22 protein-coding genes are annotated in these 24,398 nt (G+C 47.7%); 5 read left to right on the top strand and 17 right to left on the bottom strand.

All coding sequences use genetic code 11. The features are described 5' to 3' along the window. The first annotated feature begins 83 nt into the window (after positions 1-83). Complete coding sequence (locus A1sIIB60_RS01705) at positions 84-467, top strand: hypothetical protein (protein WP_095688903.1); 384 nt, start codon at positions 84-86, stop codon at positions 465-467. A 45-nt stretch (positions 468-512) separates the two neighbouring features. Here A1sIIB60_RS01705 and A1sIIB60_RS01700 read toward each other — a convergent pair whose 3' ends face one another. Beyond that, a complete protein-coding gene (locus A1sIIB60_RS01700) occupies positions 513-995 on the bottom strand; it encodes a MarR family winged helix-turn-helix transcriptional regulator (protein WP_095688902.1) in 483 nt (160 codons plus the stop codon). Positions 996-1,071: 76 nt separating this feature from the next. On the opposite strand from A1sIIB60_RS01700, the gene A1sIIB60_RS01695 reads away from it, so the two are divergent. After that, positions 1,072-3,024 carry a M13 family metallopeptidase gene (locus A1sIIB60_RS01695; protein WP_095688901.1) on the top strand — a complete coding sequence of 651 codons (1,953 nt, stop codon included), beginning with the start codon at positions 1,072-1,074 and terminating at the stop codon, positions 3,022-3,024. 34 nt (positions 3,025-3,058) lie between these two features. Here A1sIIB60_RS01695 and A1sIIB60_RS01690 read toward each other — a convergent pair whose 3' ends face one another. The 5 genes from A1sIIB60_RS01690 to A1sIIB60_RS01670 all read right to left on the bottom strand — a co-directional run bounded on the left by A1sIIB60_RS01690 (position 3,059) and on the right by A1sIIB60_RS01670 (position 9,088). Then, the gene (locus A1sIIB60_RS01690; RefSeq protein WP_095688900.1) at positions 3,059-4,030 is read right to left on the bottom strand and encodes an ABC transporter ATP-binding protein; all 972 of its coding nucleotides are present in this window, start codon (positions 4,028-4,030) and stop codon (positions 3,059-3,061) included. Next, the gene (locus A1sIIB60_RS01685) at positions 4,027-5,061 is read right to left on the bottom strand and encodes an ABC transporter ATP-binding protein (RefSeq protein WP_095688899.1); all 1,035 of its coding nucleotides are present in this window, start codon (positions 5,059-5,061) and stop codon (positions 4,027-4,029) included. Before A1sIIB60_RS01685 ends, A1sIIB60_RS01690 begins: the two co-directional genes overlap by 4 nt. Continuing rightward, positions 5,058-6,053, bottom strand: a complete 996-nt coding sequence (locus A1sIIB60_RS01680) for an ABC transporter permease (RefSeq protein WP_095688898.1) — start codon at positions 6,051-6,053, stop codon at positions 5,058-5,060. Before A1sIIB60_RS01680 ends, A1sIIB60_RS01685 begins: the two co-directional genes overlap by 4 nt. 169 nt (positions 6,054-6,222) lie before the next feature. Continuing rightward, entirely contained in the window at positions 6,223-7,977 is a 1,755-nt protein-coding gene (locus A1sIIB60_RS01675; protein ID WP_095688897.1) for an ABC transporter substrate-binding protein, read from the bottom strand. A 124-nt stretch (positions 7,978-8,101) separates the two neighbouring features. Then, entirely contained in the window at positions 8,102-9,088 is a 987-nt protein-coding gene (locus tag A1sIIB60_RS01670; RefSeq protein ID WP_095688896.1) for an ABC transporter permease, read from the bottom strand. 44 nt (positions 9,089-9,132) lie between these two features. Here A1sIIB60_RS01670 and A1sIIB60_RS01665 point away from each other — a divergent pair, with 44 nt between their 5' ends. Further along, entirely contained in the window at positions 9,133-9,693 is a 561-nt protein-coding gene (locus tag A1sIIB60_RS01665) for a hypothetical protein (RefSeq protein ID WP_150131907.1), read from the top strand. A gap of 44 nt (positions 9,694-9,737) precedes the next feature. On the opposite strand, the gene A1sIIB60_RS01660 is transcribed toward A1sIIB60_RS01665, so the two are convergent. Then, positions 9,738-10,979, bottom strand: a complete 1,242-nt coding sequence (locus A1sIIB60_RS01660) for an MFS transporter (RefSeq protein ID WP_095688894.1) — start codon at positions 10,977-10,979, stop codon at positions 9,738-9,740. A gap of 32 nt (positions 10,980-11,011) precedes the next feature. Between A1sIIB60_RS01660 and tgt the strand changes: the two genes are divergently transcribed. Then, the gene (gene tgt / locus A1sIIB60_RS01655; protein ID WP_190279217.1) at positions 11,012-12,265 is read left to right on the top strand and encodes a tRNA guanosine(34) transglycosylase Tgt; all 1,254 of its coding nucleotides are present in this window, start codon (positions 11,012-11,014) and stop codon (positions 12,263-12,265) included. Here the strand turns inward: tgt and A1sIIB60_RS01650 are convergent. From A1sIIB60_RS01650 to gabT, 4 genes are all read right to left on the bottom strand, one after another. Continuing rightward, positions 12,262-12,825 (bottom strand): GNAT family N-acetyltransferase, encoded by a 564-nt coding sequence (locus A1sIIB60_RS01650; protein ID WP_095688893.1) that lies wholly within the window; start codon positions 12,823-12,825, stop codon positions 12,262-12,264. The genes tgt and A1sIIB60_RS01650 overlap by 4 nt on opposite strands. After that, the gene (locus A1sIIB60_RS01645; protein ID WP_095688892.1) at positions 12,826-13,437 is read right to left on the bottom strand and encodes a trimeric intracellular cation channel family protein; all 612 of its coding nucleotides are present in this window, start codon (positions 13,435-13,437) and stop codon (positions 12,826-12,828) included. Positions 13,438-13,461: 24 nt separating this feature from the next. Continuing rightward, positions 13,462-16,071 carry a helix-turn-helix transcriptional regulator gene (locus A1sIIB60_RS07295; RefSeq protein WP_223298699.1) on the bottom strand — a complete coding sequence of 870 codons (2,610 nt, stop codon included), beginning with the start codon at positions 16,069-16,071 and terminating at the stop codon, positions 13,462-13,464. Positions 16,072-16,145: 74 nt separating this feature from the next. Beyond that, positions 16,146-17,486, bottom strand: coding sequence for a 4-aminobutyrate--2-oxoglutarate transaminase (gabT, locus tag A1sIIB60_RS01635; RefSeq protein ID WP_095688890.1), 1,341 nt, complete (start codon positions 17,484-17,486; stop codon positions 16,146-16,148). Between the two features lie 57 nt (positions 17,487-17,543). Here gabT and A1sIIB60_RS01630 point away from each other — a divergent pair, with 57 nt between their 5' ends. Then, entirely contained in the window at positions 17,544-18,986 is a 1,443-nt protein-coding gene (locus A1sIIB60_RS01630; RefSeq protein ID WP_095688889.1) for an aminotransferase class I/II-fold pyridoxal phosphate-dependent enzyme, read from the top strand. On the opposite strand, the gene A1sIIB60_RS01625 is transcribed toward A1sIIB60_RS01630, so the two are convergent. The 6 genes from A1sIIB60_RS01625 to phoU form a co-directional block, all read right to left on the bottom strand. Beyond that, a complete protein-coding gene (locus A1sIIB60_RS01625) occupies positions 18,987-19,463 on the bottom strand; it encodes a GNAT family N-acetyltransferase (RefSeq protein ID WP_095688888.1) in 477 nt (158 codons plus the stop codon). 72 nt (positions 19,464-19,535) lie between these two features. After that, positions 19,536-20,681 (bottom strand): substrate-binding domain-containing protein, encoded by a 1,146-nt coding sequence (locus A1sIIB60_RS01620; protein WP_095688887.1) that lies wholly within the window; start codon positions 20,679-20,681, stop codon positions 19,536-19,538. Positions 20,682-20,798: 117 nt separating this feature from the next. After that, entirely contained in the window at positions 20,799-21,674 is an 876-nt protein-coding gene (gene pstB, locus A1sIIB60_RS01615; protein WP_095688886.1) for a phosphate ABC transporter ATP-binding protein PstB, read from the bottom strand. Beyond that, the gene (gene pstA, locus A1sIIB60_RS01610) at positions 21,674-22,714 is read right to left on the bottom strand and encodes a phosphate ABC transporter permease PstA (protein WP_095688885.1); all 1,041 of its coding nucleotides are present in this window, start codon (positions 22,712-22,714) and stop codon (positions 21,674-21,676) included. The genes pstB and pstA overlap by 1 nt, the downstream gene beginning before the upstream one ends. Continuing rightward, complete coding sequence (pstC, locus tag A1sIIB60_RS01605) at positions 22,711-23,691, bottom strand: phosphate ABC transporter permease subunit PstC (RefSeq protein WP_190279216.1); 981 nt, start codon at positions 23,689-23,691, stop codon at positions 22,711-22,713. The genes pstA and pstC overlap by 4 nt, the downstream gene beginning before the upstream one ends. Position 23,692: 1 nt before the next feature. Beyond that, on the bottom strand, positions 23,693-24,343 hold the full coding sequence (gene phoU / locus A1sIIB60_RS01600) for a phosphate signaling complex protein PhoU (protein WP_190277192.1): 651 nt from the start codon (positions 24,341-24,343) through the stop codon (positions 23,693-23,695). Between the last annotated feature and the right edge of the window lie 55 nt (positions 24,344-24,398).

Below are 24,398 nucleotides of genomic sequence, written 5' to 3'. Positions count from 1 at the left end.
TAGCAATATTTTTACATTTCCGTCACACTTATCCACGAACAGGTTTGGGTGACGGATCCGAACCATTCCGATAGGAGAAGTACGTGGCCGCAGCTAAGAAAGCAGCACCAAAGAAGCGTCGCAAGAAGGCAGCAGCTCCAGCAGCAGCTCCAAAGAAGCGCCGTAAGAAAGCAGCAGTAAAGAAGGCAGCTCCAAAGCGTCGCAAGAAGGCAGCAGCTAAGAAGGCAGCTCCAAAGCGTCGCAAGAAGGCAGCAGCTAAGAAGGCAGCTCCAAAGCGTCGCAAGAAGGCAGCAGCTAAGAAGGCAGCTCCAAAGCGTCGCAAGAAGGCAGCAGCTAAGAAGGCAGCTCCAAAGCGTCGCAAGAAGGCAGCAGCTAAGAAGGCAGCTCCAAAGCGCCGCCGCAAGAAGGCAGCAGCTCCAGCAGCTGCTCCAAAGAAGCGCCGCCGCAAGAAGGCAGCAGCTAAGTAATTTATTACTTAATAAAAAACCCGCCACTTTATGTGGCGGGTTTTTTTATTTATCTTTCAAATCTTCACGGAGTGAATCTGAAACTCGCTCGAAAATTTCTGCAAGTGCTGCTTGATCGCCCTTCGATAAATGATCAACAAATCGCGAGCGCACGCTTTCTACATGGTCCGGGGCCGCTGCAACGATCGCCTTCCAACCCTTAGCGGTCATCACCGCAAAATATCCGCGCTTATCTATAGGGCAAGCCTCACGCTTTACCCAGCCGGCCTTCTCCATAACTTTCATGCGATGTGAAAGGCGCGAGCGCGACAACATCGCAACATCGGCTAGTTCTGACATACGCATCCGGCGTTCTGGGGCATCACTTAATTGAGCCAAAATCTCGTAATCGGCCATCGAAAGTTCATGGTGGGCTAGGTCTAAATCCAGGGCTTCGAGCAATCGCCGGCTAGCCACGATATAGCGGCGCCAAGCCTTCATTTCAGCAGCGTTGAGCCAGCGAGGTGAGGTAGCGTTTTGCCGTGCCATAGGGCAATCATACGTTAATTACCGCAAAGTTGAACTTTCAACTACTTATTTGACGGTTACGAGAACAAAGGAAGTCATGACTAAGCAGCTACGTAGTGGGATCGATCCTTCACATATCGATAAAACTTTTCGCCCCCAAGATGATCTCTACCGCTACTTCAATGGCCGCTGGCTCAAGGACCACGAGATCCCACAAGATCGCTCCTCCGATGGCATTACCTACCAACTCTATTTAGAGGCTGAAGCCCAGGTCCGCGAAATCATCGAGACCGCCAAAGGCGAAGGCGATGCCCAGAAGATTCGCGATTTATATGACTGCTTCCTCGACACCGATGCGATCACCAAAGCCGGCATTACTCCCCTGCTAGATGATCTCGCCGCAATCGATCGCATCGAAACTCGTGATCAATTTATTAAGACGATGGCTGATCTTGAAATGCGCGGACTAGGTGGCGCATTTGGCCTTGGAATTTATGGCGATGCCATGAACTCGGAAATGAACATTATCTATTTGGGGCAAGGCGGCCTATCTCTGCCCGATGAGGCTTACTACCGAGAAGAACAATATGAAGAAATTCGCAAAGCCTTTAAAGTCCACGTCGCCAAAATGTTTGCGCTGGCCAAGATTGATAACGGTGCAGATTTAGCAGAAAAGATCTACGCCCTAGAAGCCCAAATTGCATCACACCATTTTGATCAGGTTAAAGATCGCGATGTCGAACTGACCTATAACAAGATGACCTTCAAAGAGCTCTGCGCCCTTGCCCCACATTTCGATTGGGCAACTTGGCTTGAGTACAGTCAGATTCCAAAGGCGGCTTTTGACGAACTTGTTGTGCAGCAACCACCATTCTTTACTGGTCTATCTAGCATCCTCGAAAACTTTGATCCCGCCCCATGGAAGGCGTGGATGAAGTGGCAGTTGATTTCAGGTGCTGCGGCATACCTGCCTGATGAATTTGTAAATCAGAACTTTGATTTCTACGCCAAGACTTTATCGGGCACCCCCGAAATCCGAGTTCGCTGGAAGCGCGCTATTTCCTTTGTAGAAGGCGCACTTGGCGAAGCCATTGGCCGCATCTATGTACAGCGCCATTTCCCAGAAGCTGCCAAAACTGCGATGCTTAAACTAGTTGATAACTTGATTGAGGCCTACCGCATCAGCATTAACGAGCTTTCCTGGATGAGTCCAGAAACCAAAGCGAAGGCTTTAGATAAGTTAGGAAAGTTCACGCCAAAGATCGGCTATCCCGACAAGTGGCGTGATTATTCGGCGCTAACTATTACCCGAGATGGCCTCTTTGGAAACATTGGCCGTATCACCAAGTTCTCACGCGATATTGAATTGGCCAAGATCGGCAAACCAGTTGATAAGACCGAATGGCTGATGACCCCGCAGACCGTTAACGCGTATTACCACCCGATCCAGAATGAGATCGTCTTTCCGGCGGCAATCTTGCAGCCACCGTTCTTTGATTTGGAAGCCGATATCGCAGCCAATTACGGCGGAATCGGTGCGGTTATCGGCCATGAAATTGGCCATGGCTTTGATGACCAAGGTTCTAAATTCGATGGCGATGGAAACATGATCGATTGGTGGACCGAATCCGATCGCACCGAGTTTGAAAAGCGCGCAAATATGTTGATCAAACAATTCGATGCGCTTTATCCAGAAGAGACCCCAGATATCCATGTAAATGGCGCTCTAACGGTCGGAGAAAACATTGGAGACCTCGGCGGCCTTGCAATCGGCTTTAAGGCTTATAAATTGGCTCTAAAGGGCGCTCCAGCGCCTGTAATCGATGGTTTAACGGGAGAACAACGTTTCTTCTTATCTTGGGCGCAGGCATGGCGCGGCAAGGTACGGGCCGAAGAACTGCGTCGTCGCATCGCAACTGATCCGCATTCTCCATATGAGTTCCGTTGTAACGCGATCGTTGCCAATCTCAGTGATTTCTATGAGGCCTTTGAAGTTACCGAAGGCGACAAATTGTGGCTGGCTGAAAAGGATCGCGTAGAAATCTGGTGAAGATTTCTACCGAAGGGCTAGTGAAATCTGGTGATTAATTCTCGGGGAAGTGGCAGGCCACTTGTGAAGCCCCGAGTTGTACTAACTGTGGCACTTCGGTGCGGCACTTATCTTGCGCCTTCCAGCAACGGGTATTAAATACACAACCCGATGGTGGATTAATTGGGCTAGGCAGATCTCCGGTCAAGATAATGCGTTCGCGGGTGCGTTCAGATCGTGGATCTGGCAGTGGCACCGCAGATAGAAGCGCTGTTGTGTAAGGATGGCGCGGCTTGTCGTAGAGATCAGCAGTTGCTGCGATCTCCATCATCTTGCCGAGGTACATAACTGCGACGCGATCTGAAATATGTTGCACCACAGATAAATCGTGGGCGATAAAGACCATGCTGATCTTCTCTTCTTCTTGCAGATCTTCCAGCAAGTTAATTACTTGGGCCTGGATCGAAACATCCAGTGCTGAAACTGGTTCGTCGGCAACGATAAAACGTGGCTTTAACGCGATTGCACGAGCGATACCGATGCGCTGGCGCTGTCCGCCTGAGAACTCATGTGGGTAGCGGTTGTAGTGCTCTGGGTTTAGACCAACGCGCGCCATTAGGTTTTGCACGGCAGTCTTAACGCCTTCTGGTGGAGTAATTCCCTGGATTTCAAATGGCGCAGAAATAACCTTGCCGATTGTCTGGCGCGGATTTAGCGCAGAGTATGGATCTTGGAAGATGATCTGCATCTGGGCGCGGATGGCGCGCATCTTGCTCGCTTTGAAATCTGTGATGTCTTGATCTTCGAAGATTAACTTTCCAGAAGTAGGTTCAGTTAACTTCAAGATTGTGCGGCCAGCAGTTGTCTTGCCGCAACCGGATTCGCCTACTAGGCCAAGTGTCTCGCCAGCCTTTAGCTCGAAGGAGATGCCGTCGACAGCCTTTACAACTTCCTTTTCACCGCGCTTGCCCTTGCCAGTTGGGAAGTGCTTTACAAGGTTATCTACTTTAAGAATTACATCGCTCATGACTGTAACTCCTTTAACTCTTTAGCAAATAAATCATTGCGCAGGGCTTCAGGGATATGGCAGCGAGAACGATGGGTTGCTGAGGTGCCGATTAGCTCAGGCTTGGTTGTGTTGCAACCGGCTTCAGATGAATGCTGCTTGTACTCACAACGTGGCGCAAATGGGCAACCAACTGGCAGGTTGATTAGTGAAGGTGGCTGTCCTGGAATCGCCTTGAGGCGTTCGTTCTTTGATGAAACTCGTGGCACTGATTTGAGAAGTCCAAGCGTGTATGGCGCAAGCGGTGAGTAGAAGAGGTCATCGACTGGGCCTTCTTCAACGATGCGCCCTGCATACATAACATTTACGCGATCTGCCACTTGTGCAACAACGCCAAGGTCGTGGGTAATCAACAAGATACCCATATTAAATTCTTTCTTAAGCTTTGAAAGTAGCGCCAGGATCTGGGCCTGCACAGTTACATCTAGCGCAGTTGTTGGTTCATCGGCGATCAAGATTTGTGGTGAGTTCATCAGCGCCATTGCGATCATTACGCGCTGGCGCATACCGCCTGAAAATTGGTGTGGAAATTCCACCGCGCGCTTTGCTGGCTCTGGAATTCCGACGAGATCAAGCATCTCGATAGCGCGAGCCATCGCCTCTTTCTTCTTACCTGGATTGTGAACCAAGTAAGCCTCTGCGAGCTGGCTGCCGATCTTGTAATAAGGGTGAAGTGAAGACATTGGATCTTGGAAGATCATCGCAACGGCGCGCCCGCGGATATCGCGGATCGCATCATCGTTTAGCGAGACAACGTCCTTGAAGGTTCCGCCATCGTTTAGCGAAATTGATCCCGAGATCTGGGCCGATCCTTTTTTATGAAGGCCCATTACTGAAAGGCTAGTGACAGTCTTTCCTGAACCTGATTCGCCCACGATCGCAACAGTTTCGCCAGCGTTAAGAGTTAGTGAAACGCCATCTACGGCGCGAACCAAGCCATCATCGGTTTTAAATGAGACGTGGAGGTCCTGAATGCGAAGAAGTTCGGTCATGTGATGCGCACCCGTGGATCAAGGACGGCATACAACATATCGACAATTAAGTTCATAACGATGACTACAACCGCTGCCAAGATAGTCGTTGCAAGTACAACCGATAAATCGAATTCATAAACCGAACGCAGTGTGAGGCGACCAAGTCCAGGAAGGTTGAAGATCGTTTCGGTAATGATTGCGCCGCCTATGAGGCCAGCAAAGTCGAGACCAGCCAAAGTAATCAATGGGGCTAGCACGGCGCGAAGCGTGTGCTTGAAGAAGACAACACGTTCGCCAACGCCCTTAGCGCGAGCGGTGCGGATGTAATCCTCGCCCAGCGTTTCAAGGAGAGCAGCACGTGTAAAGCGGGTGTAGATCGCGGCATAGGCGATCGCCAAAGTGATCCACGGCAAGATGAAGTATTGGAAGAATTTATATGGGTTATCAAAGATTGAGACGTAACCCGACAGAGAAAGTGGAACTAGCTTCCATTTAATTGTGACCCAGATAAGAAGTGCTAGGCCGGTAACGAAAGTTGGAAGCGATGTTGCTAGAAGCACGAAGACTGATGAACCAGTATCGGGCCAACGGTTTTTAAATTTAGCGGCAACGATGCCGAGGCCAATTCCGACTGTGAGCCAGAGCAGAAGCGCACCGATTGCCAAGCTGATTGTGATTGGTAGCGCTTCACGAATCATGTCGGTGACGCAGGCATTTTCGTTAAAGGAGTATCCAAATGATGGTGCAGGGCAGGTAAAGGCTGCGCTACCTGAACCGTAGGTGCGGCCGGCGAAGATTCCCGAGAGGAAGAGCCAGTACTGCTCATAAATCGGTTTATCAAAACCTAAGCGAACTCGATTTGCTTCAACGATCTGATCAGTACAGCGCTGACCACAAGTAAGGGCGGCTGGATCAAATGGGAGCAGAGAGAAGATTCCAAAGACGACGGCTGAGACGATCAGGATTGTGAAGGCTGCAAATATTGCGCGGCGCCCGATGAATTTCAGCATCTCTTCAATCCCTTCTTGTTTGTTTTACTTTGATTATTTCACTTTGCACTTTTAAGAAAGTTGAACCTATCAGTAAGAAGGTACTTCCGACGCCAATTGCTTAGCGCCGGAAGTACCTGTCTCTACTGCTATTTGCGCTACTTAAAGCGCTTGCAGGTAAAGAATTGGATTAGTTGTTAATCCAGATCTTTCCGTATGCAGGGTTACCCTGAGGTACCCAGAAGAAGACGTTTGCAAGCTGTGAGCCCCAAATTTCTTGAGCCTTACCAAACGTTGTTGGCAATACCCACATCTGCTTCATTGCATATGCATCTAGTTCTTTCCACATTACTGCTTGCTTCTTGCGATCGGTTGTCTTCATCGCAATGTTGACCTTATCTTCAAAGGCCTTGTAAGCAGGATCAGCAGTGTTCTGTGAAAGGTTAAATCCACCGAATGATGCAAATAGTTCTGGAATAACTGTTGAAGCATTTGCCCAGTCAGCACCCCAACCAGAAGCAGACATATCTTTCTGCTTGTCAGGGTTCATAACTGTTGAGTAGTAACCAGCGCTGATGATGTTCCACTTAACCTTGATTCCAGCGCGAGCGTATGCAGCCTCGTTGATTGGAATTGTGTCGTTAAGTGTTACAGACTGACGAACATCCATTGTGATGCCTTCTTCAGTTGCCTTCTTGTAATCAGCAGGACACTTGGTCTTTGCGATTTCCATCAATTCCTTCGCCTTAACGATATTTCCTTCAGGCTTGAAATCTGGGCTTCCTGGACCTACGACCTTGGTAGGTGCGTAGTCAGCTGCTACGAGTGGGCTAATTACGCCGGTTGCATATGAACCTGCGTAAGTTGGGCCGCCTGCATAGTCAAGAAGAGCCTTCGCATCACGTGAGTGGTACATCGCTTGGCGGATTTCCAAGCAAGGCATTGCCTTTACGTTAAATGCGATGTAGATCGCGTATGGATCTGAGTTGTTCATACGACGGTTCTTGAACTTTGCGTCGGTGAAGAACTTGTCCTTATTTGAAGGAAGTGGTCCACCAAAGTTCATTGCTGAAGGAATTGTGTCTTCCAACATGATCTGGTCGATTACTTCTTCATCAAGACCGAACTGGATGATTACTTCATCTGGGTATGGAGTACGAACTGGATCAGATGCTTTTGACCAGTTTGAGTTACGGACCATACGAAGCTGTGTCTTGCTGTTTTCAACGATCTTGTATGGACCTGTTGCCTGTGGGTTTAGGTCGTACTTATCGCCTGTGTCCTTCTTCTTTTGGATAGGTGAGATAACACCGTATGTAGCCAAGTAGTTGAAGTCAGCAATTGACTTGTTCAGTTGGAAAGTAATTGTGCGGTTGTCCTTAGAGCAAGAGACTGCCTTATTAAATGCAGCTTGTGCTGCCTTGGTGCTCTTGTATGGGCCAACGTAGATTGAATTTCCATCTTTATCTTTTGGAATATCAAGCCATGAAAGCAAGTAAGTAGGTCCGTTGTTGATTACATCTTGTGCGAATACACGAGATGTACCGTATTGGACGTGCTCACAAGTAATTGGAACTCCATCTTCGAACTTTGTGCCTGGACGAAGTGTGAACTTCCATGTCTTAGCAGCGTTGCTTGGAACACCAGTGTTAGTTGCTAGATCTGGAACAAGGTTTGCTCCTGCAGCACCTGGGACTGGGTTGTATGCAACCAAAGTACGAGTGTGGAATGAATTCATAAACGCGAGGTCGCGTCCGGTGTAGATACGGCTTGGATCTAGGTGATCAAGACGTGGTTCGTGCTCAAGAAAAGTGAGAATTCCACCTGTCTTTGGTGTTGTTGCAGCAGATGCAGCGTTTGTTCCAGCAACCACAACGGTTCCGAGAAGCAAAGCGCTTGCAGATGCAACAACTACGGCACGACGAAGAGCATAACGAGGGCTCATTCCGTAATCCTTTCGATTGGGATGTAGTGGCGGGCAAACCCGCACTACGAGTGGGTTGAGTTAAGCAGAAAATGTCCGAAAAGTGAATACTCGGCGGTAGGAGCAGGGGTGATTTAGAGAAGGATTATTTGTCGGCTCTTGGGTCGAGCGCATCGCGCAGCGCATCGCCGACCAAGTTAAAGGCCAGAACCACGATGACTAGGGAGGCGGCAGTAATAAGGAAGAAGCTCGGCATAACGGTTACGAAGCGGGTGGCATTAGAAAGCAGGATGCCCCAAGTAGATGCTGGTGGTTGAACTCCCAGACCTAGGAATGAGAAGACCGCTTCCGATGCGAGGTAGCCAGGAAGTGAAAGCGAGACAACCACAATTACCGGCGCCCAAAGATTAGGGACAAGTTCTTTCAGAATAATGCGACGACGGGTTGCACCCATTGCTTGTGCAGCGGTTACGAATTCGCGTTCACGAAGTGAGAGAACCTGTGAACGAATTAGTCGAGAAAATCCCGGCCATCCGAAGAAAGATAAGAAGAGGATTAAGAAGAGAACGCGAGCGCCATTGCCTTCTGCAATTCCGAATTTTTCAATGCGATCGACCATTGGTTCGCTAAGTGCAACGATCATAAAGAAGGCAGGGAATGCGAGAAGGAAGTCAGTAAAGCGACCGAGGTATCCATCAACGCGGCCACGGAAATAACCACCAACAATTCCTACGAAGAAACCAATAGTTAGCGCAGTTGCAGTTGTAAGAATTGCGATCATAAATGAGATACGTGAACCGTAAAGAAGTTGGGCGAGTAAATCGCGACCTGTGCCAGGAATTACGCCAAGCGGATGTTCCATGCTAAAGCCGGCTAAATCACCCGTTGGAATACCACTGCTATTTAAGCCCTCAAGGTTTAGGTCGTTCGGATTGATCCCCAAGAGTCGGCACACGATTGGCGCAAAGAGCGACATGCTGAGCAGGAAAATACTGATTCCCGCCGCGATCATTCCCACTTTATTTCGCTTAAAGCGGCTCCATGCGATCTGGCGCGGGCTACGACCTGCGATTGCAGGGCTAGCACTAATTGGTGCATCAACTTCTGAGTTAGTTGCTGAGTTGAGAGACATGCGGGCTACTCTATACTTATGGCTAGTAAATAGTCACCTGCATAATGAAATTTCTCTTGGAGGCCTCAATGTTTAACGCTAAATCTACGAACTTTGCAACTGCCAGCGCAGCTATTGTCCTAGCGCTAACCCTCTCTGCATGCGGTGGATCTGATGAGGTTGCTCAAGTTGATGACCAAACTCTCGTTACCGAAGTTGAAGAAGCACCGCAAGCAACTGGCGGATTTGATGCTCCTGTCGTAACTCCAGACAAGGTTTCATACACACTTTCCTCACCTTCTAGCTTCACACCTGGAAAATTCGCTTCCGGAATGCTGCCTGGCCAGACCAACGAGCGATTCAACGTAACCGTTGAAAATGGCTCAGCTGCAGAATTAGATTTGGCAACGCTAATTGTTAAGGGTTCAACAACCACTGGCGAATGTGTCGATATCTTCGATGGCGATAACCAGATGGAGGGCGCGCCAACTACTCCGCTTGCTGCTGGTGCAACTGCCAAGTTCTCTTGGGGACTTTCTTGCCCAGGTAAGGGTGGCGAAGAAATCTCAGTAACGCTTTCTAACGGCCTAACAAATGTAATTGAAGTTACTGGAAAACTCGCTTAAATTTTTAGGGAACTTAGCCCGTTCACGCGATCTGCGTGGGCGGGCTATTTCTTTGCCTTATTTGTGGAGCGCTTTAAGTAAGCAAATAAAGGAATTGGTGCAAGTACCCCGATCGCCATGGTTAAAACCCAGAGCTGTTCTAGATTTGCACCGATCATTAGTCCGGCAACGGCTGGACCTGCGATTCCAGAAATTCCCCACTGCAAACTAGTTAGCGCACTTGCGCGACCACGGATATGTTCAGGAGCAAGTTCTTGCGTTAACGCTGGGCTAGTTGGTGCGTGGACCATCTCACCAAAGGCGAAGATCAATTGACTAACACAAAGTGCGATACCGGCCATAAACATTGATAGGTATGGTGAAATACCAACGGCTAGCCAAGAAAGCGCCCAAATAACTCCTACAGAAATCAGCGCGGTGTACTTCGAATAATTTGCGATCAACTTTAGAACTAGCGGCTGGAAGGCCACAATTGCAAAGGTATTTACTCCAAAGATGATCCCCAACCAATTCGGCGCCAAATCAAGATATTGCGTCGCATAAATTGGTAGCCCTGATTGCAAAGGTCCGTAGCCAAACGTTAAAAGAATGATTCCTGCGATAGTCAGGATCGACAACTCTTTGATCGCAAATAGTTCTCGATAACTTCCCTTTTCCGGCTCATGCTCTTTCGCAACATATTTGCCGGCATGAGGGGTGTTAAGCCCCCAAATAAAGAAGATAAAGACAAAGTAAGTTAAAGAATCAATGAAATACATAATTTGATAAGAAAGAATCGAATCTTCGCGAATAATCAGAGCCGATATAAATCCACCGATACCGAGACCAAGGTTCATCAACATAAAGTTAAAACCAAAGATTTTGGTTCGATCCTTTAGTGGAGTAACGCGAGTTAAAATCACCATCTGCGAAGGCCAAACACATTGACCACCAAAAGCAAAGAGAGTAATTGCAATTAACGCATGTGCCTGCGTTGTAACAAAGGCGAAGGCAAGGGCTGAAAATCCAGAGATCACAAGACCGGCAAGCATTACTTTCTTTGGTCCGATGTGATCGACCAGTGACCCAAGTGGTGGGGTGCAGACAATCCCAAAGAGTGCGCCCCAAGCCATTACTGCTCCGCCAAATGCGATAGAAAAACCCCGGATATCGTGGAGATAAACCATCAAGAGCGAAAGCGTCATACCGCGACCGATAGCGCTGAGAGCGATTCCCGCAACAATGCGTCGCGAATGCGGATTTAAAAGAGAAGTGAACTCTTGAAAGGGCGCTTTTCCTGCGAACATCAGGGCAGTCTATATCTGAGACAATAACGCTTGTGTCGACTCCAGCAGCAAAAAACTTCTCATTTGAGATAAAGAAGAGCGCAGAGAATTCACTCGCGCGCGTTGGCACACTTTCTACTCCACATGGTGATATTCAAACACCAGCATTTATTCCAGTTGGGACAAAGGCCACCGTTAAAGCAGTTCTACCTGCGGCGATGCAAGATCTTGGTGCGCAAGCTCTCTTGGCAAATGCATATCACCTCTATTTACAGCCCGGCTCTGATGTTTTAGATGAAGCCGGTGGCTTAGCCAATTTTATGAACTGGCCAGGTCCTACCTTCACCGATAGCGGTGGATTTCAAGTTCTCTCACTGGGGGTTGGGTTTAAAAAAGTTTTAGCGATGGATGCCAAGACTTTCCGATCAGATCAAGTTATTGCTGGCAATAAAGAGCGTTTAGCCCATGTCGATGATGATGGCGTCACCTTTAAGTCTCACCTCGATGGTTCGATGCATCGCTTTACCGCGGAAATATCGATGCAGATCCAACATAAGATTGGCGCCGACATAATCTTCGCCTTCGATGAATGCACAACCTTGCATAACACCCGTCCTTATCAAGAGCTAGCAATGGAACGCACCTACGACTGGGCGATTCGTTGCTTAGATGAACATAAACGTTTAACTGATGTCCGTAGCGATAAGCCATACCAAGCGCTCTTTGGCGTTATTCAAGGCGCGCAGTACGAAGATCTCCGAAAGAAAGCCGCGAATGATTTAGGAACAATGTCTTCATCAGGAATCGAATTCGACGGCTTCGGTATTGGTGGAGCCCTCGATAAATCATCCCTTGGCACAATCGTTGGCTGGGTAAATAGCACCTTGCCAGAAAATAAGCCGAAACATTTGCTCGGCATTGGCGCGCCGGAAGATCTATTTGTTGGTGTGGAAAATGGAGTAGATACCTTCGACTGCGTCCTTGCTTCACGCATCGCTCGCTCTAGTGCTGTGTACACAATGCAGGGGCGATTTAATCTCTCTAACGCACCGTACGTACGCGACTTCAATCCGATTGATGACGAGTGCGATTGTTATACCTGCACCAATTTCACACGTGCTTACTTGTGTCACTTATTCCGCGGTAAAGAGATGGTTGCTGCAACTCTGGCAACGATCCACAACGAACGCTTCGTGGTTCGCTTAGTTGATCAGATGCGTCAGGCGTTAATTGATGGCAACTTTATAGATATGAAGAATGAATTCTTAGGGCGTTACACCCATAGATCCGGTCAATCTCGCGATTAGTTAGCGCCCCACTTTTTTAAGAAAACTTCGCGGTCCATCTCGTAAATATCTTCTGGACCATCTTCTTCATCAATCTGCTGTCCCTTAAAATCAAAACCAAAGTATTTAATGACCGCTATTGAAGGAAGATTTTCGGGGCTGACCGTGTATCGCAGCGTCTTCACTTCTGGAAAAGTTAAGGCCCAGCGCCACATTCCCAGCAGCGCTTCTTTGGCGTAACCCTGGTTCTGGTATTGGGTCTCTATTCCAAGGCCGATCTCCATCATTCCCTGCTCATCTGGTGCGCCATGAAAACTAGTGCTTCCGATAATTTCGCGATTTTCCTTTAGAACAATCCAGCGCACAAACCATTTATTGGTTGCTGGGTCCGCCTTTACTTGCGGCACACGCCATGCAAGTGGGCCTTGGAAATCAATTAAGTTGCGAAGCGGATTGGTGAAAGTCTCACCCTCAAGTGCGAAGGTATCGTCACGCTTTTCAAAGAGATCAATCAGTCGATCAGCTGCAATATGGTGAAGTTCAAGTCTTGCGGTTGAGATAACCGGTTCTTTCAAATTCACTTAACGTGCGCCCACTTTTGGCAGATGCCAGTCAAAGCGGATAGAAAGTTCGCGAACAATGATGACGACAAAGCCTGCTGATAGTGCAACAAAACCAGAGTTCAATTCAAAGTAATCGCCTGTGACATAGACGAGTGATCCCGCTAAACAAGATGTTCCGATAGTTTCACGGTGCAGCAAAACTGGCTCAACTTGGCAAAGTACATCTCGCAGCAACCCACCAGTTACTGCTCCGATAAGGCCAAGAAATACCGCTGCCAGAAATGGTGCTCCGTGGGTTAGTGCAAATTGCGCACCTGATACCGAACAAACCGCTAAGCCAATAGTGTCGAGAGTAAGTACCAATCGACCGACTGGACTTGTTCTCTGAATTGCCAAAGTAATTAACACTGCAATTACAACGCCTGCAAATAACCAAGTGTGTAAAACCCAAGGTGGGCGCTCCCCCAGAAGCAGGTTGCGGAATGTTCCGCCAGAAAGCGAGGCAATGGCTGCGATAAATGCGATGCCGCCGTAATCCAAACCTTTATCCGCGGCGATACGCGCACCAACCAGCGCAAAGGCAAAGGTGCCAGCCAGGTCAAGGATATTTACTAAGAGTTCTAAATCCACTGACTCAGTATAGGTGAGGTCGATCTAGAGAATATAAAGGCTCTTCGCCTTAGCAACAGCATCATCCCGACCCGATGCACCAATTTTGCGATAAACATTTTTTAGGTGGGTCTTCATCGTGTTAATCGAAACATGGAGATTGGTTGCAATCGCACTTATCGGCGCCCCCGCTGCCAAGTGGCGCAAGATTTCTAATTCGCGTTTGGTTAGAGCGGCGTTAAGGCTTGCAGTTTTTTCCGACCTCTCCTTTAGGCGCGATGTAATGAGCGAGGCTAATTCTTCAAGATAAACAGTTGGTTTTTCGGTAGCGATCTTGATGATCAAATTAAGTTTCTCAGCATCCTGGCGCAAAAAAGTCTCTTTAGCACCAACGCGTGCGCCTATTTCAAGCGCCTTTTTCATCGACTCAACAGCAATCTTTTCTTTATCAATATTCTCCTCAGTCTCTGAAAGTAATTTGTAGATTTGATCTTTCGCAGTCAAATTAGGAAGCTCAGAGACTACAAAGGCCGGAGATTTCCTTCCAGTTTGCTGGGCGTGGATTGGTCTTATTCGCTGTACTACTAGGAAGTCGGGCAAGCGGTCCAGAAGTACACCAACACGTTCCCAGTCTTTCATCGTGTATTTGATAAACATTTCAGTCAAGTCGCAATATGTAATAAGACCATTTCGAAGGTGCATTGCAGCAGCGCGGTCTCGACCTCTACGAACTATTTCCAGCGCTGCCTGACTCTTACCTTTAAGCGCCAAATCTCGAGCCAAGAAACTCTCCGCTATGAAACACCAGATCGGTTGTGACCATGAATTAGCCAAGTTTCTCATCTGTTCAAAAAGTGTCATGCATTCAGTGACTTGTGAAAATTCCAATAAACAACGTGCCCGAACATACATCGCATCAAGTGGGCCGAAAATACCTGAGTATCCATATCGCGATGCTTGCGCAATCACATTGTTTGAAATTAGAAGAGCATCTTTAAACTCTCCACGACTAAGTAAGGTTGAAGCTTCAATAGCATTTAACAAATACAAAACTAAATTCGAATTATCATTACCGGCTATCTCATATGCTTCTTTTTGAATTGACTCTAGTTCAGTTGAGTTGTCATAAATAACTTCCTTGGCAGACATGATGCGAAGAATTGAAATTTTATCTGCTAGACCAAGATCTAGCGGTGAATCATCTTCACGGCGAACTCTCCCATAATCAATCTCTAGCTCTTCTGTCAGACCAAGCGCGAAATCAATGTAGATATTTACAGCAGCAATAAACTTGTCTATGAAGGGCTCCATTTCGGAGTCGCGAGCGGCAAAACGCATTTCTCCCATGAGGCTCTGTGCGTTTTCATATTGAAAATCTGCTGCATAGCCGATGAGTTGGACGGTCTGGCGCTTAAGCAGCCCTTCTTTCGAAGCATCGCCAACTATTGAGGACATGAGAATCAACTCTTTGCCTCGTCCAGTGGCAATTAGATTTCGCATACTTTCGCGAAAGAGCGAACGGTACTGCGATGCATCACCAGATTCCTTGGCATGATGCAAAGACTTTATATGCTCCTGTTTATCTTGGAAGTGCTTGCTCAACCTCGAATGCAAATTTTTTCTACCCTGGCTATTTGATTTTGACTGTAAAAGTAGCGATGTCCGTATTAACGGATTTAGAGCAAACTTGTAAACAGAATCAGAGGTATGAATTAGAAATAGCGCCTCGGTTGCAAAGGAATTTAATTTAGCCAGTGAGAATTTATCTTGAAGCGCAATTTCTGCTGCTTCTACAGAAAACTCTTCGAAAATGGAGAGAGTTTCAAGCATCTCGCGGTCTGTAGGATCAAGTGATCGTAATAACTCGGCAACAATTAAGTTTAGTGGTTCCGCAGAATAGCTTCCAATTTCTTCCACTGACTTTATCTTTACGCCTCTACTTATATTTGAGGCAATGAGATTTACCGCAGCCGGCCAACCTCGAGCAGAATTGAGAATCTTGAAGGATTCTTCGTCATCAGGGGAAATTCCATAAAATCTAGCTATCTGTTCGACTTCTTCGTCTCTTAACTTCAAATCATTTAATCCGTAAGCCCTAAAATTTGGCATATTTGTTAAACTCGAATAGTTGGCAGCTGGGCTATTCCGTCGAATTACAATTGTATGTACATTTTGTGGAAGAAGATCTATCACTCGATTTGATAAGGCCTCATCATCTGCGATTGCCATTCTGTTGCTATCAAAAACGATTACAAAGTGTTTTCCTGTAATTCCAATTTCGCCGAAGATTCTCCCAAGCAAATCAGGAGAAGAAATATCTTCAGGGCCCGTGAACCAAGGAGCGAAATCAGGTAAAACATTTCTTATTGCTTGCAGTAGGTGCGCGTAAAAATCTGCACTTCCATCACGTTCGCTTGCGGTGTACCAAATAACTGGGTGGCTAACGCTGGTTAAATACTCGGCTACGAGCGATGATTTTCCGAATCCGGATGGCGCCGAAATCAAAGTCAGGCCAGCACGATCTATTGCAACTTCAGCAAGTATTTCTTTTCTAGATAGAAAGTTTGGGGGCAATACTGGAGGCAAGGTGCGAGAGAGCCCAACCCCAGGGATCACCCCAGCGGGTTGACCCAAGTTAACGCGATGTGGAGCCACGCCTAAGGGTGAGGCATGAAGGGGCGAAATGGCTAGTAGAAATCACCCTAGTAGGGTGAGGCAAGCGGGTGAATTTAGAGGGTGGCGAAAGCTTCTTCCAGAACGCCGAGCGCATCCTTAAGCAATTCATCGCTAATTACGATCGGTGGCAAGAAGCGAATGACGTTGCCATAAGTGCCGGCGGTAAGAATGAGAACGCCTTTGCTCTGGCAATACTTAATTACCGTAGCCATGGCAGCAGGGTTTGGGTTCTTGGTTCCGGCCTCAACGAGTTCGATCGCTTGCATTGCACCACGACCGCGAACTTCGCCGATGATTGGATATTTCTTGGCCAGCGCAGACAGTGATTCGTTAAGAATCTTTCCAATGTGACGGGCGCGTTCGACAAGTTTTTCTTCTTCAATAGTTTCAATCGCACCAAGCGCTGCTGCACATGCGATTGGGTTTCCACCGTAGGTTCCGCCGAGTCCACCAACGTGTGATGAATCCATAATTTCCGCGCGGGCAGTAACTGCAGCAAGTGGCAAGCCACCTGCGATTCCCTTTGCGGTAACGATCATGTCAGGAACAACGCCCTCATCTTCGCAAGCAAAGAGATCTCCGGTACGAGCAAATCCGGTCTGAACTTCATCAGCGATAAAAACGATTCCGTGCTCAGTTGCGAACTTTGCAAGTCCTGGCAAGAATCCCTTTGGTGGAACGATAAATCCACCTTCACCCATGATTGGTTCAATGATGATTGCGGCAACGTTATGTGCGCCAACTTCTTTTTCGATCTTTGAAGTAACAATGTCCAGATAATCCTGCGCCATCGTTGCCAGGTTGCCTTCATAGTGGAATGAGTAAGGCATCGGCATGCGATAAATCTCGTTAGCAAATGGACCAAAACCTTCTTTGTAAGGAACGTTCTTAGCGGTCAGCGCCATAGTTAAGTTGGTGCGACCGTGATAAGCATGTTCAAAGACGATAATTGCTGGACGCTTAGTTGAGTGACGCGCAATCTTGATCGCATTCTCAACAGCTTCTGCACCAGAGTTTTGCAAAATAGATTTCTTCTTATGGGTGCCTGGCGTTAAGCGATTAAGTGCTTCGCAGACTTCGACATAACCCATATATGGAGCGGTCGTGAAGTTGGTATGTGTAAATGCCTGCACGGCTTCAGTAACACGTGCAACAACGCGAGGTGCAGCATTTCCAACGTTTACAACGCCGATTCCTGCACCAAGATCAATAATGCGATTGCCATCTACATCTTGCAGGATTGCGCCTTCACCGCGTTCGATAAACGCTGGAATTGCCATTCCTAAACCTGCTGAAACTGCCTCTTTACGACGAGCGATTAACTCCTGCGACTTTGGCCCTGGAATAGCGGTAGCCAAGTGACGTGATTGCGGGAGAGGGTCCTTTGAGGTCATGGATAAATTGTAGAGCCTCTTTTTAACTTCTGCGGCGCAACGAGTTAGGCTCAGACAGTGGAGAATAATTCTGAACTACGTCGCAGCGCTCCGCTGCTTGATGCATACCTGTCTTACTTTGAGGCAGATCACACTCCCTTCACAATCCCTGGACATAAACAAGGAGCTTCACAGATCGATGCTGGATTAGGCGCCGTAGTTGATTCTGATATCCCTCTTTACGGTGGTTTAGATGAAATCAAATTAACCAATCAGATTTTGGCAAAGTCGGAAAAGATTGCAGCGCAATTCTGGGGCGCAGATTTTGCACGTTTTTCAACGGGTGGATCAACCCATGCCAACCAAGCAGTCATCCTGGCGCTTGGAAAACCTGGAGATAAAGTTGCAGTATCGCGCACCGCTCATCGCTCAGTTTTAAGCGCGTTAGTACTTGCAGGGTTAGAACCAATTTGGATGAACCCCGAACTTGATAGTGCAACAGGTGTGCCGATTGGAATTGCCGTAACCGAATTACAACGCGCGCTTAAAGAAAACCCCATCGCAATTTTATTAACGGAACCCGGTTATCTCGGAACGCTCTCTGACTTAAAACCTTTGATTGCTGCGGCGCATGAAAAATCTATTCCGGTAATCGTTGATGCTGCTTGGGGCGGACATTTTGGATTTCATCCCGACCTGCCACAGCACGTTATTGCACAGGGTGCAGATGCTTTAATTACTAGCGTTCATAAGGCGCTTCCTGGATATAGCGCCTCTGCGTTGCTGCTTGCTAAAACTAAATACATAAGTGCCGAAAGACTTGAGCAGAGCTTTGAAACTACGCATACAACGTCACCGGCTGGCGCTCCCCTGGCTTCAATTGATGCGGTTCGGGCGCTCCTACAAACTCGCGGTCCTGAATTACTGGGCGCCCTAATGGAAAATGTGGCGCAGTTTAAATTGGCAGTGCAGGCAAACTTTGACCTACCAATCTTCTTAAATCCGAGTGACTTTCCTGCGGGAAGATTCGATCCGGCCAAGATCGTGCTGCGCGTACAACAACTTGGTGCTGCAGGCGTTGAAATTGAGCGCGCCCTAATTGCGCAAGGTATTCGGGTTGAGATGGCAGATAACGACACCATAGTTTTCTTAGCAACCTTGGCCGATACCAAAGAAGATTTCCAGGCACTTGCCATGACTTTGGTACCAATTCTTAAGAAGTTACAGAACGCACCACGCCAGAGCGCAACTGCGCTGAGTTGGTCAGTTGTGCCACAGATTGCAACTTCGATGCGTGATGCCTACTTTGCAAGGACCGAAATGGTTGACTCAAGCGATGCGATTGGACGCATCTCAGCAGATCTCATCGCTCCATATCCACCTGGGGTTGCAGTCGTTGCTCCAGGCGAAGTTCTGACAGAGCAGATTGTCAGCGGGCTAAGTGCATCTCAAAAAGCGGGTGTTCGCATTGCCTACGCCACTGATCCAACGCTAAAGAGTTACAGAGTCGTAAAGAAGTAATTACGACTGGCTAGCAAATTTCTTTAACGCATCTCCATAAAGTCTAAAGACAGTCCAGTCATCCATCGCCACAGCCCCAAGTGATTTATAGAAATCAATTGATGGCGTATTCCAATCCAAAACCCACCACTGAAAACGCTCGTATCCGCGTTCAACGCAGAGCTGGGCCAAGGTCTTCATAAATCCTTTACCGATTCCGTGGCCGCGATATTCCGGCTGCACAAAAAGGTCCTCAAGATAGATGCCAGGTTTGCCAAGCCAGGTTGAGTAATTTAAAAACCAGAGCGCAATGCCAACAATTTTTCCATCAACTTCAGCAACATGACAGAAGGCAACTGGGTGGCTGTTAAACAAGGATTGCTCTATTTGTCCGATCGTCGCAACCATTTCATCCGGTGCTTTTTCATAGACCGCTAATTCGTATATCAAGCGATGAATATCAGAAGTATCTTCGGGAGTTGCTAGGCGGATAAGCATGAGTTGAGTTTAGGGGAAAAGAAAAACGGCCAGGTTTCCCTGGCCGTTCTCCCCTCGTGGATAGGTTAAAAATTAACCGATCTTAGCTACTAGCTCTTGAGCCTTCTTAAGGAAAGCTCCATCTAGAACGCTGAAGCCAAGAGCTTCGCCCTTGTCCTTTGCGCATGCTGGACTCAAGATAAATGATGCAAGTGACTTAACAGCAGCCGCCTTTGTCTTATCTGTGTAAGCAGTGTCAACCAACATGTAAGAGACGATACCTAGTGTGTAAACGCCAGCCTCTTTTGTTGCGTAATCAAATGACATGATTCCGTTTGCATCAATTGATGCTTGTGACAAGAATGCTGATGTTGTAACCGATGTTGGCTCAACAGCGTTACCTGCGTTGTTGATTACGTGTGCAACCTTCAACTTATTTGCTACAGCGTAGTTAACTTCAGCGAAAGTGATTGAGTAAGGAGTCTTACCAGCAAGCTGTGAAACGCCTGTTGATGATGATGCTCCAACGATACGTCCCAAGTTCTCAGGAGCATTGATATTTCCTGGGAATGAAGTTGTGAAGACTGCAGCCTTAGCCTTAGTCCAAACTGTTGGGGCTGACTTATTTAGGTAGTTAGTGAAGTTCTCTGTTGTACCTGATGAATCTGAACGGTAGACAACCTTGATTGGCTTATCTGGAAGTGTGTAGCGAGTTGTAGTTGCGATCTTCTTGGCAACGATTGGGTCGCCCTTTGAATCCTTAACCACAGCGCCATTCTTTGTCTTGTAGACAATTTTGTCGTATGCACGGTTGTTATCTCTCACGATCGCTGGATCGTTCCAACGTGTGATTGCTCCGGAGAAAATTCCAGCGATTGTCGATGCTGAAAGTGAAAGTGTGTTACGTGATGGAAGATTGTGAAGAATTCCAATTGGTGCTGCAACTACTGGTGCGTGAATAATGCTCGCACGCTTTGTTGCTGCTGTGTGCGCTGCATCTGAGAACCAGAAATCTCCAATTGACTTATCTGAGTTCGTGCGACCTGCACCTGAACCAGATGATGCGTATGTAAATGAATGTCCTGAAGCTGTTGCAAATGGAGCCTTGCAAGCTTCGATTAGAAGCGCAGGAAATGATGCGCCTGAACCTGATAGATCAACTGCGTGAGCTGGAGTTGAAGTTACCAACCCAAAGGCAAGTGCTACTGCTGCAGATTTTGCGAGCATTGAAACTTTCATTAATTTCCCCTTGTTTGAAATAGGTGACGAACAAGGAGAAAACTATGTATCCCGGGTTAACTAATTGGTCCTATGAGGCAAACGTTGGTCAACCTTTAGGTGAACAGCAGGTTACGACTATCCGAAGCGGCCGGTGACGTAATTTTCGGTGCGCTGGTCCTTAGGTTGCGAGAAGATCTCACTGGTGCGGGCGACTTCGATCATTTCGCCAGGACCGCCATCAGATAAGAAGAATGCGGTGTAGTCAGATACGCGGGCTGCTTGCTGCATATTGTGAGTCACGATCACGATCGTCATCGAATCTGAGAGTTCGCGGATAGTTTCTTCAATACGCAAGGTTGATCCTGGATCAAGTGCCGAGCAAGGCTCATCCATAAGAAGTACCTGTGGGCTTACTGCAAGCGCACGAGCGATGCAGAGACGCTGCTGCTGACCACCAGAGAGTGATCCACCATGTGCATCGAGGCGATCTTTAACTTCATTCCAAAGGCCAGCACGAACTAAGCAAGACTCAAGAAGTTCTTCCTTGTTATCTACTTTGAGTTGCGCCAGCTTTAAACCAGAAAGTACGTTCTCACCGATAGTCATTGATGGGAATGGGTTTGGCTTCTGGAAAACCATGCCGATCTGTAGACGAATCTTCGTAACATCAACGCCCGGTGCGTAAATATCTTTGCCATCGAGTCGTACTTCACCGGCCATCGCTGCGCCAGGAATAAATTCGTGCATACGGTTGATCGTGCGGATAAATGTTGACTTACCGCAGCCAGAAGGTCCGATGAGCGCGGTAACTGATCCTGCTGTGAAATCTAGGTTGATATCTGAGAGAACATGGTTCTTCCCAAACCAGGCGTGAATGCCGCGAGTTTCTAGACCAGTACCTTGCGCGGTGCTGGCTTGAGTCCGTGGCGCCTTTGCATTAGCCACACTTGCTAGCGAACTAGGTTGCGTAGGAGTTGACATTTCTTTCTCGCTTTCCGGAGTCTGGATCATTAGGAAACCTTTCGTGAAGTTAGTGCACGAGCCAAAGTGAAGAGAAGTAGAACAAGGACCATCAGAACTAAGAGACCGGCCCAAGCGCGTGTAATCGCTTCAGGAGAACCGGCGTTAAAGGCTTTCCAGATGTAATAAGGAAGAGATCCGACCGAGCCGTTAAATGGATTTGGATTTACCTTGTCCCCACCACCTGTTAACAACAAGAGCGGTGCGGTTTCGCCGGCGATACGAGCAACACCCAAAATCACTGCAGTCATCAAGCCACTTCGCGCTGCTGGAAGAACGATCATTGCAACCGTGCGCCACTGAGTTCCGCCTAAAGCTGTCCCGGCTTCACGGAGATCATTTGGAATAAGCAATAAAACTTCTTCTGATGTTCGAGCAATCGTTGGAATCATCAAGATGGTTAGCGCTAGTGCGCCCATCAAAGCAGAAAAGCCTTTTGTTATTGGATAGAGAACGGCAGAAAGAATAAAGAGGCCGGCGACAATTGAAGGAACACCCGACATTGCTTGAACCAAGAATCTAATTGGTCCAGCAAATTTTCCCTTAATTTCAGTTAGATAGAGAGCTGTCAAAATTCCAAGGGGAACGCTCATAACCAATGCAAGCGCAACCAAAGTTAGCGTTCCGGTGATTGCGTGTAAGACGCCACCTGTTGGAATTGGATCTGTTGAAGTAGCCATCGACATGTCGTTGCTGAGCAATCCGAAGTGAAGGCCTGGCAAGCCTTTTTGAAGCACTGTAAAGAGAATGCTGCTTATCGGAAGGACCGTTAAAACGGCGCCCAAGGCAACAAGTGTTTTAACGAAAGCATCTTTGGCAGCTGGTGCGCCTCTTGTTATGAATGAGTAAGTTGATGAAAGCACTGCATAGGCTACGAAGAAGATAAATCCGTAGGCCAACTTTCCTTTCATCTCTGTTGCGGCAACAAATCCATATGAGAAAGCTAGCGATCCAAGAAGAAATGAAGTCTCGCGAATTCGATCAGCCGGCTTCTTAGCCCAAGGCTTCTGCGGAGTAGCTACTGCGCTCATCGTCCCGACTTTCCTGTTCGCTTAACAATTACATTCGCAATCGCATTGACTGAGAGAGTGAGGAAGAAGAGCACTAAGCCAGCAGCCATCAGAGCTTTGATTTCATACTCGCTGGCTTCGCCAAACTTTAGAATAATTAGTGATGCAACGTTTCCACCTGCACCAAGCAATACATACCAGTTAATCTGGAAGACGATATTCAGCACTGTGTATACGGCAACTGTTTCTCCCATTGCGCGACCGAGGCCAAGCATCGCTCCACCCACTACACCGCTACGACCATGCGGAATTACAACTGCCTTGATCATGGTCCAACGAGTTGCGCCAAGAGCAAAGGCTGCTTGGATGCGATCAAGCGGTGCTTGGGCAAATATTTCGCGTGAAACTGATGTGATGATTGGAATGATCATGATTGCAAGAACTACGCCTGCAACAAATGGTGAGCGTGTGAAAAAGTAAGGTTCGACCTGAAAGATCGGAATCCAACCTAAGTACTTATTGATCAGCTTGCCCCAGTATTCAACGCTAGGCATTAAAACCAAGAAGCCCCAAATACCGAAGAGGATTGATGGAAAAGCGGCCATCATGTCAATGATCGCAACCAGGATCTTCTTCATCCACTGCGGTGCATAAAAGTTCAAAAAAAGCGCTGAGAAAACCGAAATTGGCACTGCAATTACAACTGCAACTAGTGAGCAGAGAATGGTTCCAACTAGCATTGCAGAGAGCCCAAAATTACTTTCGACTACGTTGGCAGATTCATCCAGTGTGATGGTCCATTCCGGACTTGTTATAAAACTCAAGCCTTCTTCGCGCAAGACTTCATAGCCGCGGTAGAACAAGAAGAGCGCGATCAAGCCCAAAATAACTAGCGAAGAAAGACCTCCACTAGTTACAACTCCACGAAATACCTTATCCGAACGACGGGGTTCGGTTGAAAGTTCTCGTGGGCTTGGAATCGTGGTCGTTTGTGACACTTTAGGCAAACTTTCCAGTTACCAAAAAGATTACGCGACGTGAAACTGATACAGCATGATCTGCATATCTCTCGTAGTAACGACCCAGTAATGTTAAATCAATCGCAGTTTCAACTCCGTGTTCCCAAGTTGGAGCGATTAGCGCTGAAATCAATTGACGATGGAGCAAATCCATTTCGTCATCATCTTTTTCAACCTGGGCAGCCATCACAGTGTCGCGAGTTGAAATAACAACTCCGGTCTTTGTTGCAATCTTCTCGGCGGCAACGCCCATAGCTTCAATCAAATTAACAACTGCATCAGGCACGGCAGGGGCTGGGTGGCGCAGACGGACTACCTTGGCAACGTGGTGTGCAAGATCTCCCATACGTTCAAGGTCTGCTGACATGCGAAGTGCGGTAACAAGTGCACGAAGATCTGACGCCACTGGTTGTTGGCGCGCAATGATGTCGATAATGCGTGCATCTAAATCGTGTTGGACGGTGTCAATATTCTCATCGTAAGAAATAACTTCTTCGGCAAGCTGCAGATTCTTCTCCATGATGGCGCGAGTTGCTTTAGCCATTGAGTCAGAGACCATGACGCTTAGTTCGAAGAGAGTTTGGGAGACGCCATCTAGCTCGTCTTGGAATACAGATCTAATTAAAGGCATGGTGCGCACGGTAGGTGGAGCGGATTAACGGCTGCCCAAGAGATGGTTAACGCAA

Origin of the sequence: Candidatus Planktophila lacus, assembly GCF_002288385.1 — a bacterium.
In the GTDB taxonomy this organism is placed as follows: domain Bacteria; phylum Actinomycetota; class Actinomycetes; order Nanopelagicales; family Nanopelagicaceae; genus Planktophila; species Planktophila lacus_D.
Note: the sequence above shows the minus strand (reverse complement) of the source record. Positions and strands in the feature narration are given on the sequence as shown.

Excerpts from the sequence above, each read along its gene's own strand:
- A1sIIB60_RS01700 (WP_095688902.1), bottom strand. The coding sequence starts at position 995 with ATGGCACGGCAAAACGCTACCTCACCTCGCTGGCTCAACGCTGCTGAA.
- A1sIIB60_RS01695 (WP_095688901.1), top strand. The coding sequence starts at position 1,072 with ATGACTAAGCAGCTACGTAGTGGGATCGATCCTTCACATATCGATAAA.
- A1sIIB60_RS01690 (WP_095688900.1), bottom strand. The coding sequence starts at position 4,030 with ATGAGCGATGTAATTCTTAAAGTAGATAACCTTGTAAAGCACTTCCCA.
- A1sIIB60_RS01685 (WP_095688899.1), bottom strand. The coding sequence starts at position 5,061 with ATGACCGAACTTCTTCGCATTCAGGACCTCCACGTCTCATTTAAAACC.
- A1sIIB60_RS01680 (WP_095688898.1), bottom strand. The coding sequence starts at position 6,053 with ATGCTGAAATTCATCGGGCGCCGCGCAATATTTGCAGCCTTCACAATC.
- A1sIIB60_RS01675 (WP_095688897.1), bottom strand. The coding sequence starts at position 7,977 with ATGAGCCCTCGTTATGCTCTTCGTCGTGCCGTAGTTGTTGCATCTGCA.
- A1sIIB60_RS01670 (WP_095688896.1), bottom strand. The coding sequence starts at position 9,088 with ATGTCTCTCAACTCAGCAACTAACTCAGAAGTTGATGCACCAATTAGT.
- A1sIIB60_RS01665 (WP_150131907.1), top strand. The coding sequence starts at position 9,133 with ATGAAATTTCTCTTGGAGGCCTCAATGTTTAACGCTAAATCTACGAAC.
- A1sIIB60_RS01660 (WP_095688894.1), bottom strand. The coding sequence starts at position 10,979 with ATGTTCGCAGGAAAAGCGCCCTTTCAAGAGTTCACTTCTCTTTTAAAT.
- gabT (WP_095688890.1), bottom strand. The coding sequence starts at position 17,486 with ATGACCTCAAAGGACCCTCTCCCGCAATCACGTCACTTGGCTACCGCT.
- A1sIIB60_RS01625 (WP_095688888.1), bottom strand. The coding sequence starts at position 19,463 with ATGCTTATCCGCCTAGCAACTCCCGAAGATACTTCTGATATTCATCGC.
- A1sIIB60_RS01620 (WP_095688887.1), bottom strand. The coding sequence starts at position 20,681 with ATGAAAGTTTCAATGCTCGCAAAATCTGCAGCAGTAGCACTTGCCTTT.
- pstB (WP_095688886.1), bottom strand. The coding sequence starts at position 21,674 with ATGATCCAGACTCCGGAAAGCGAGAAAGAAATGTCAACTCCTACGCAA.
- pstA (WP_095688885.1), bottom strand. The coding sequence starts at position 22,714 with ATGAGCGCAGTAGCTACTCCGCAGAAGCCTTGGGCTAAGAAGCCGGCT.
- phoU (WP_190277192.1), bottom strand. The coding sequence starts at position 24,343 with ATGCCTTTAATTAGATCTGTATTCCAAGACGAGCTAGATGGCGTCTCC.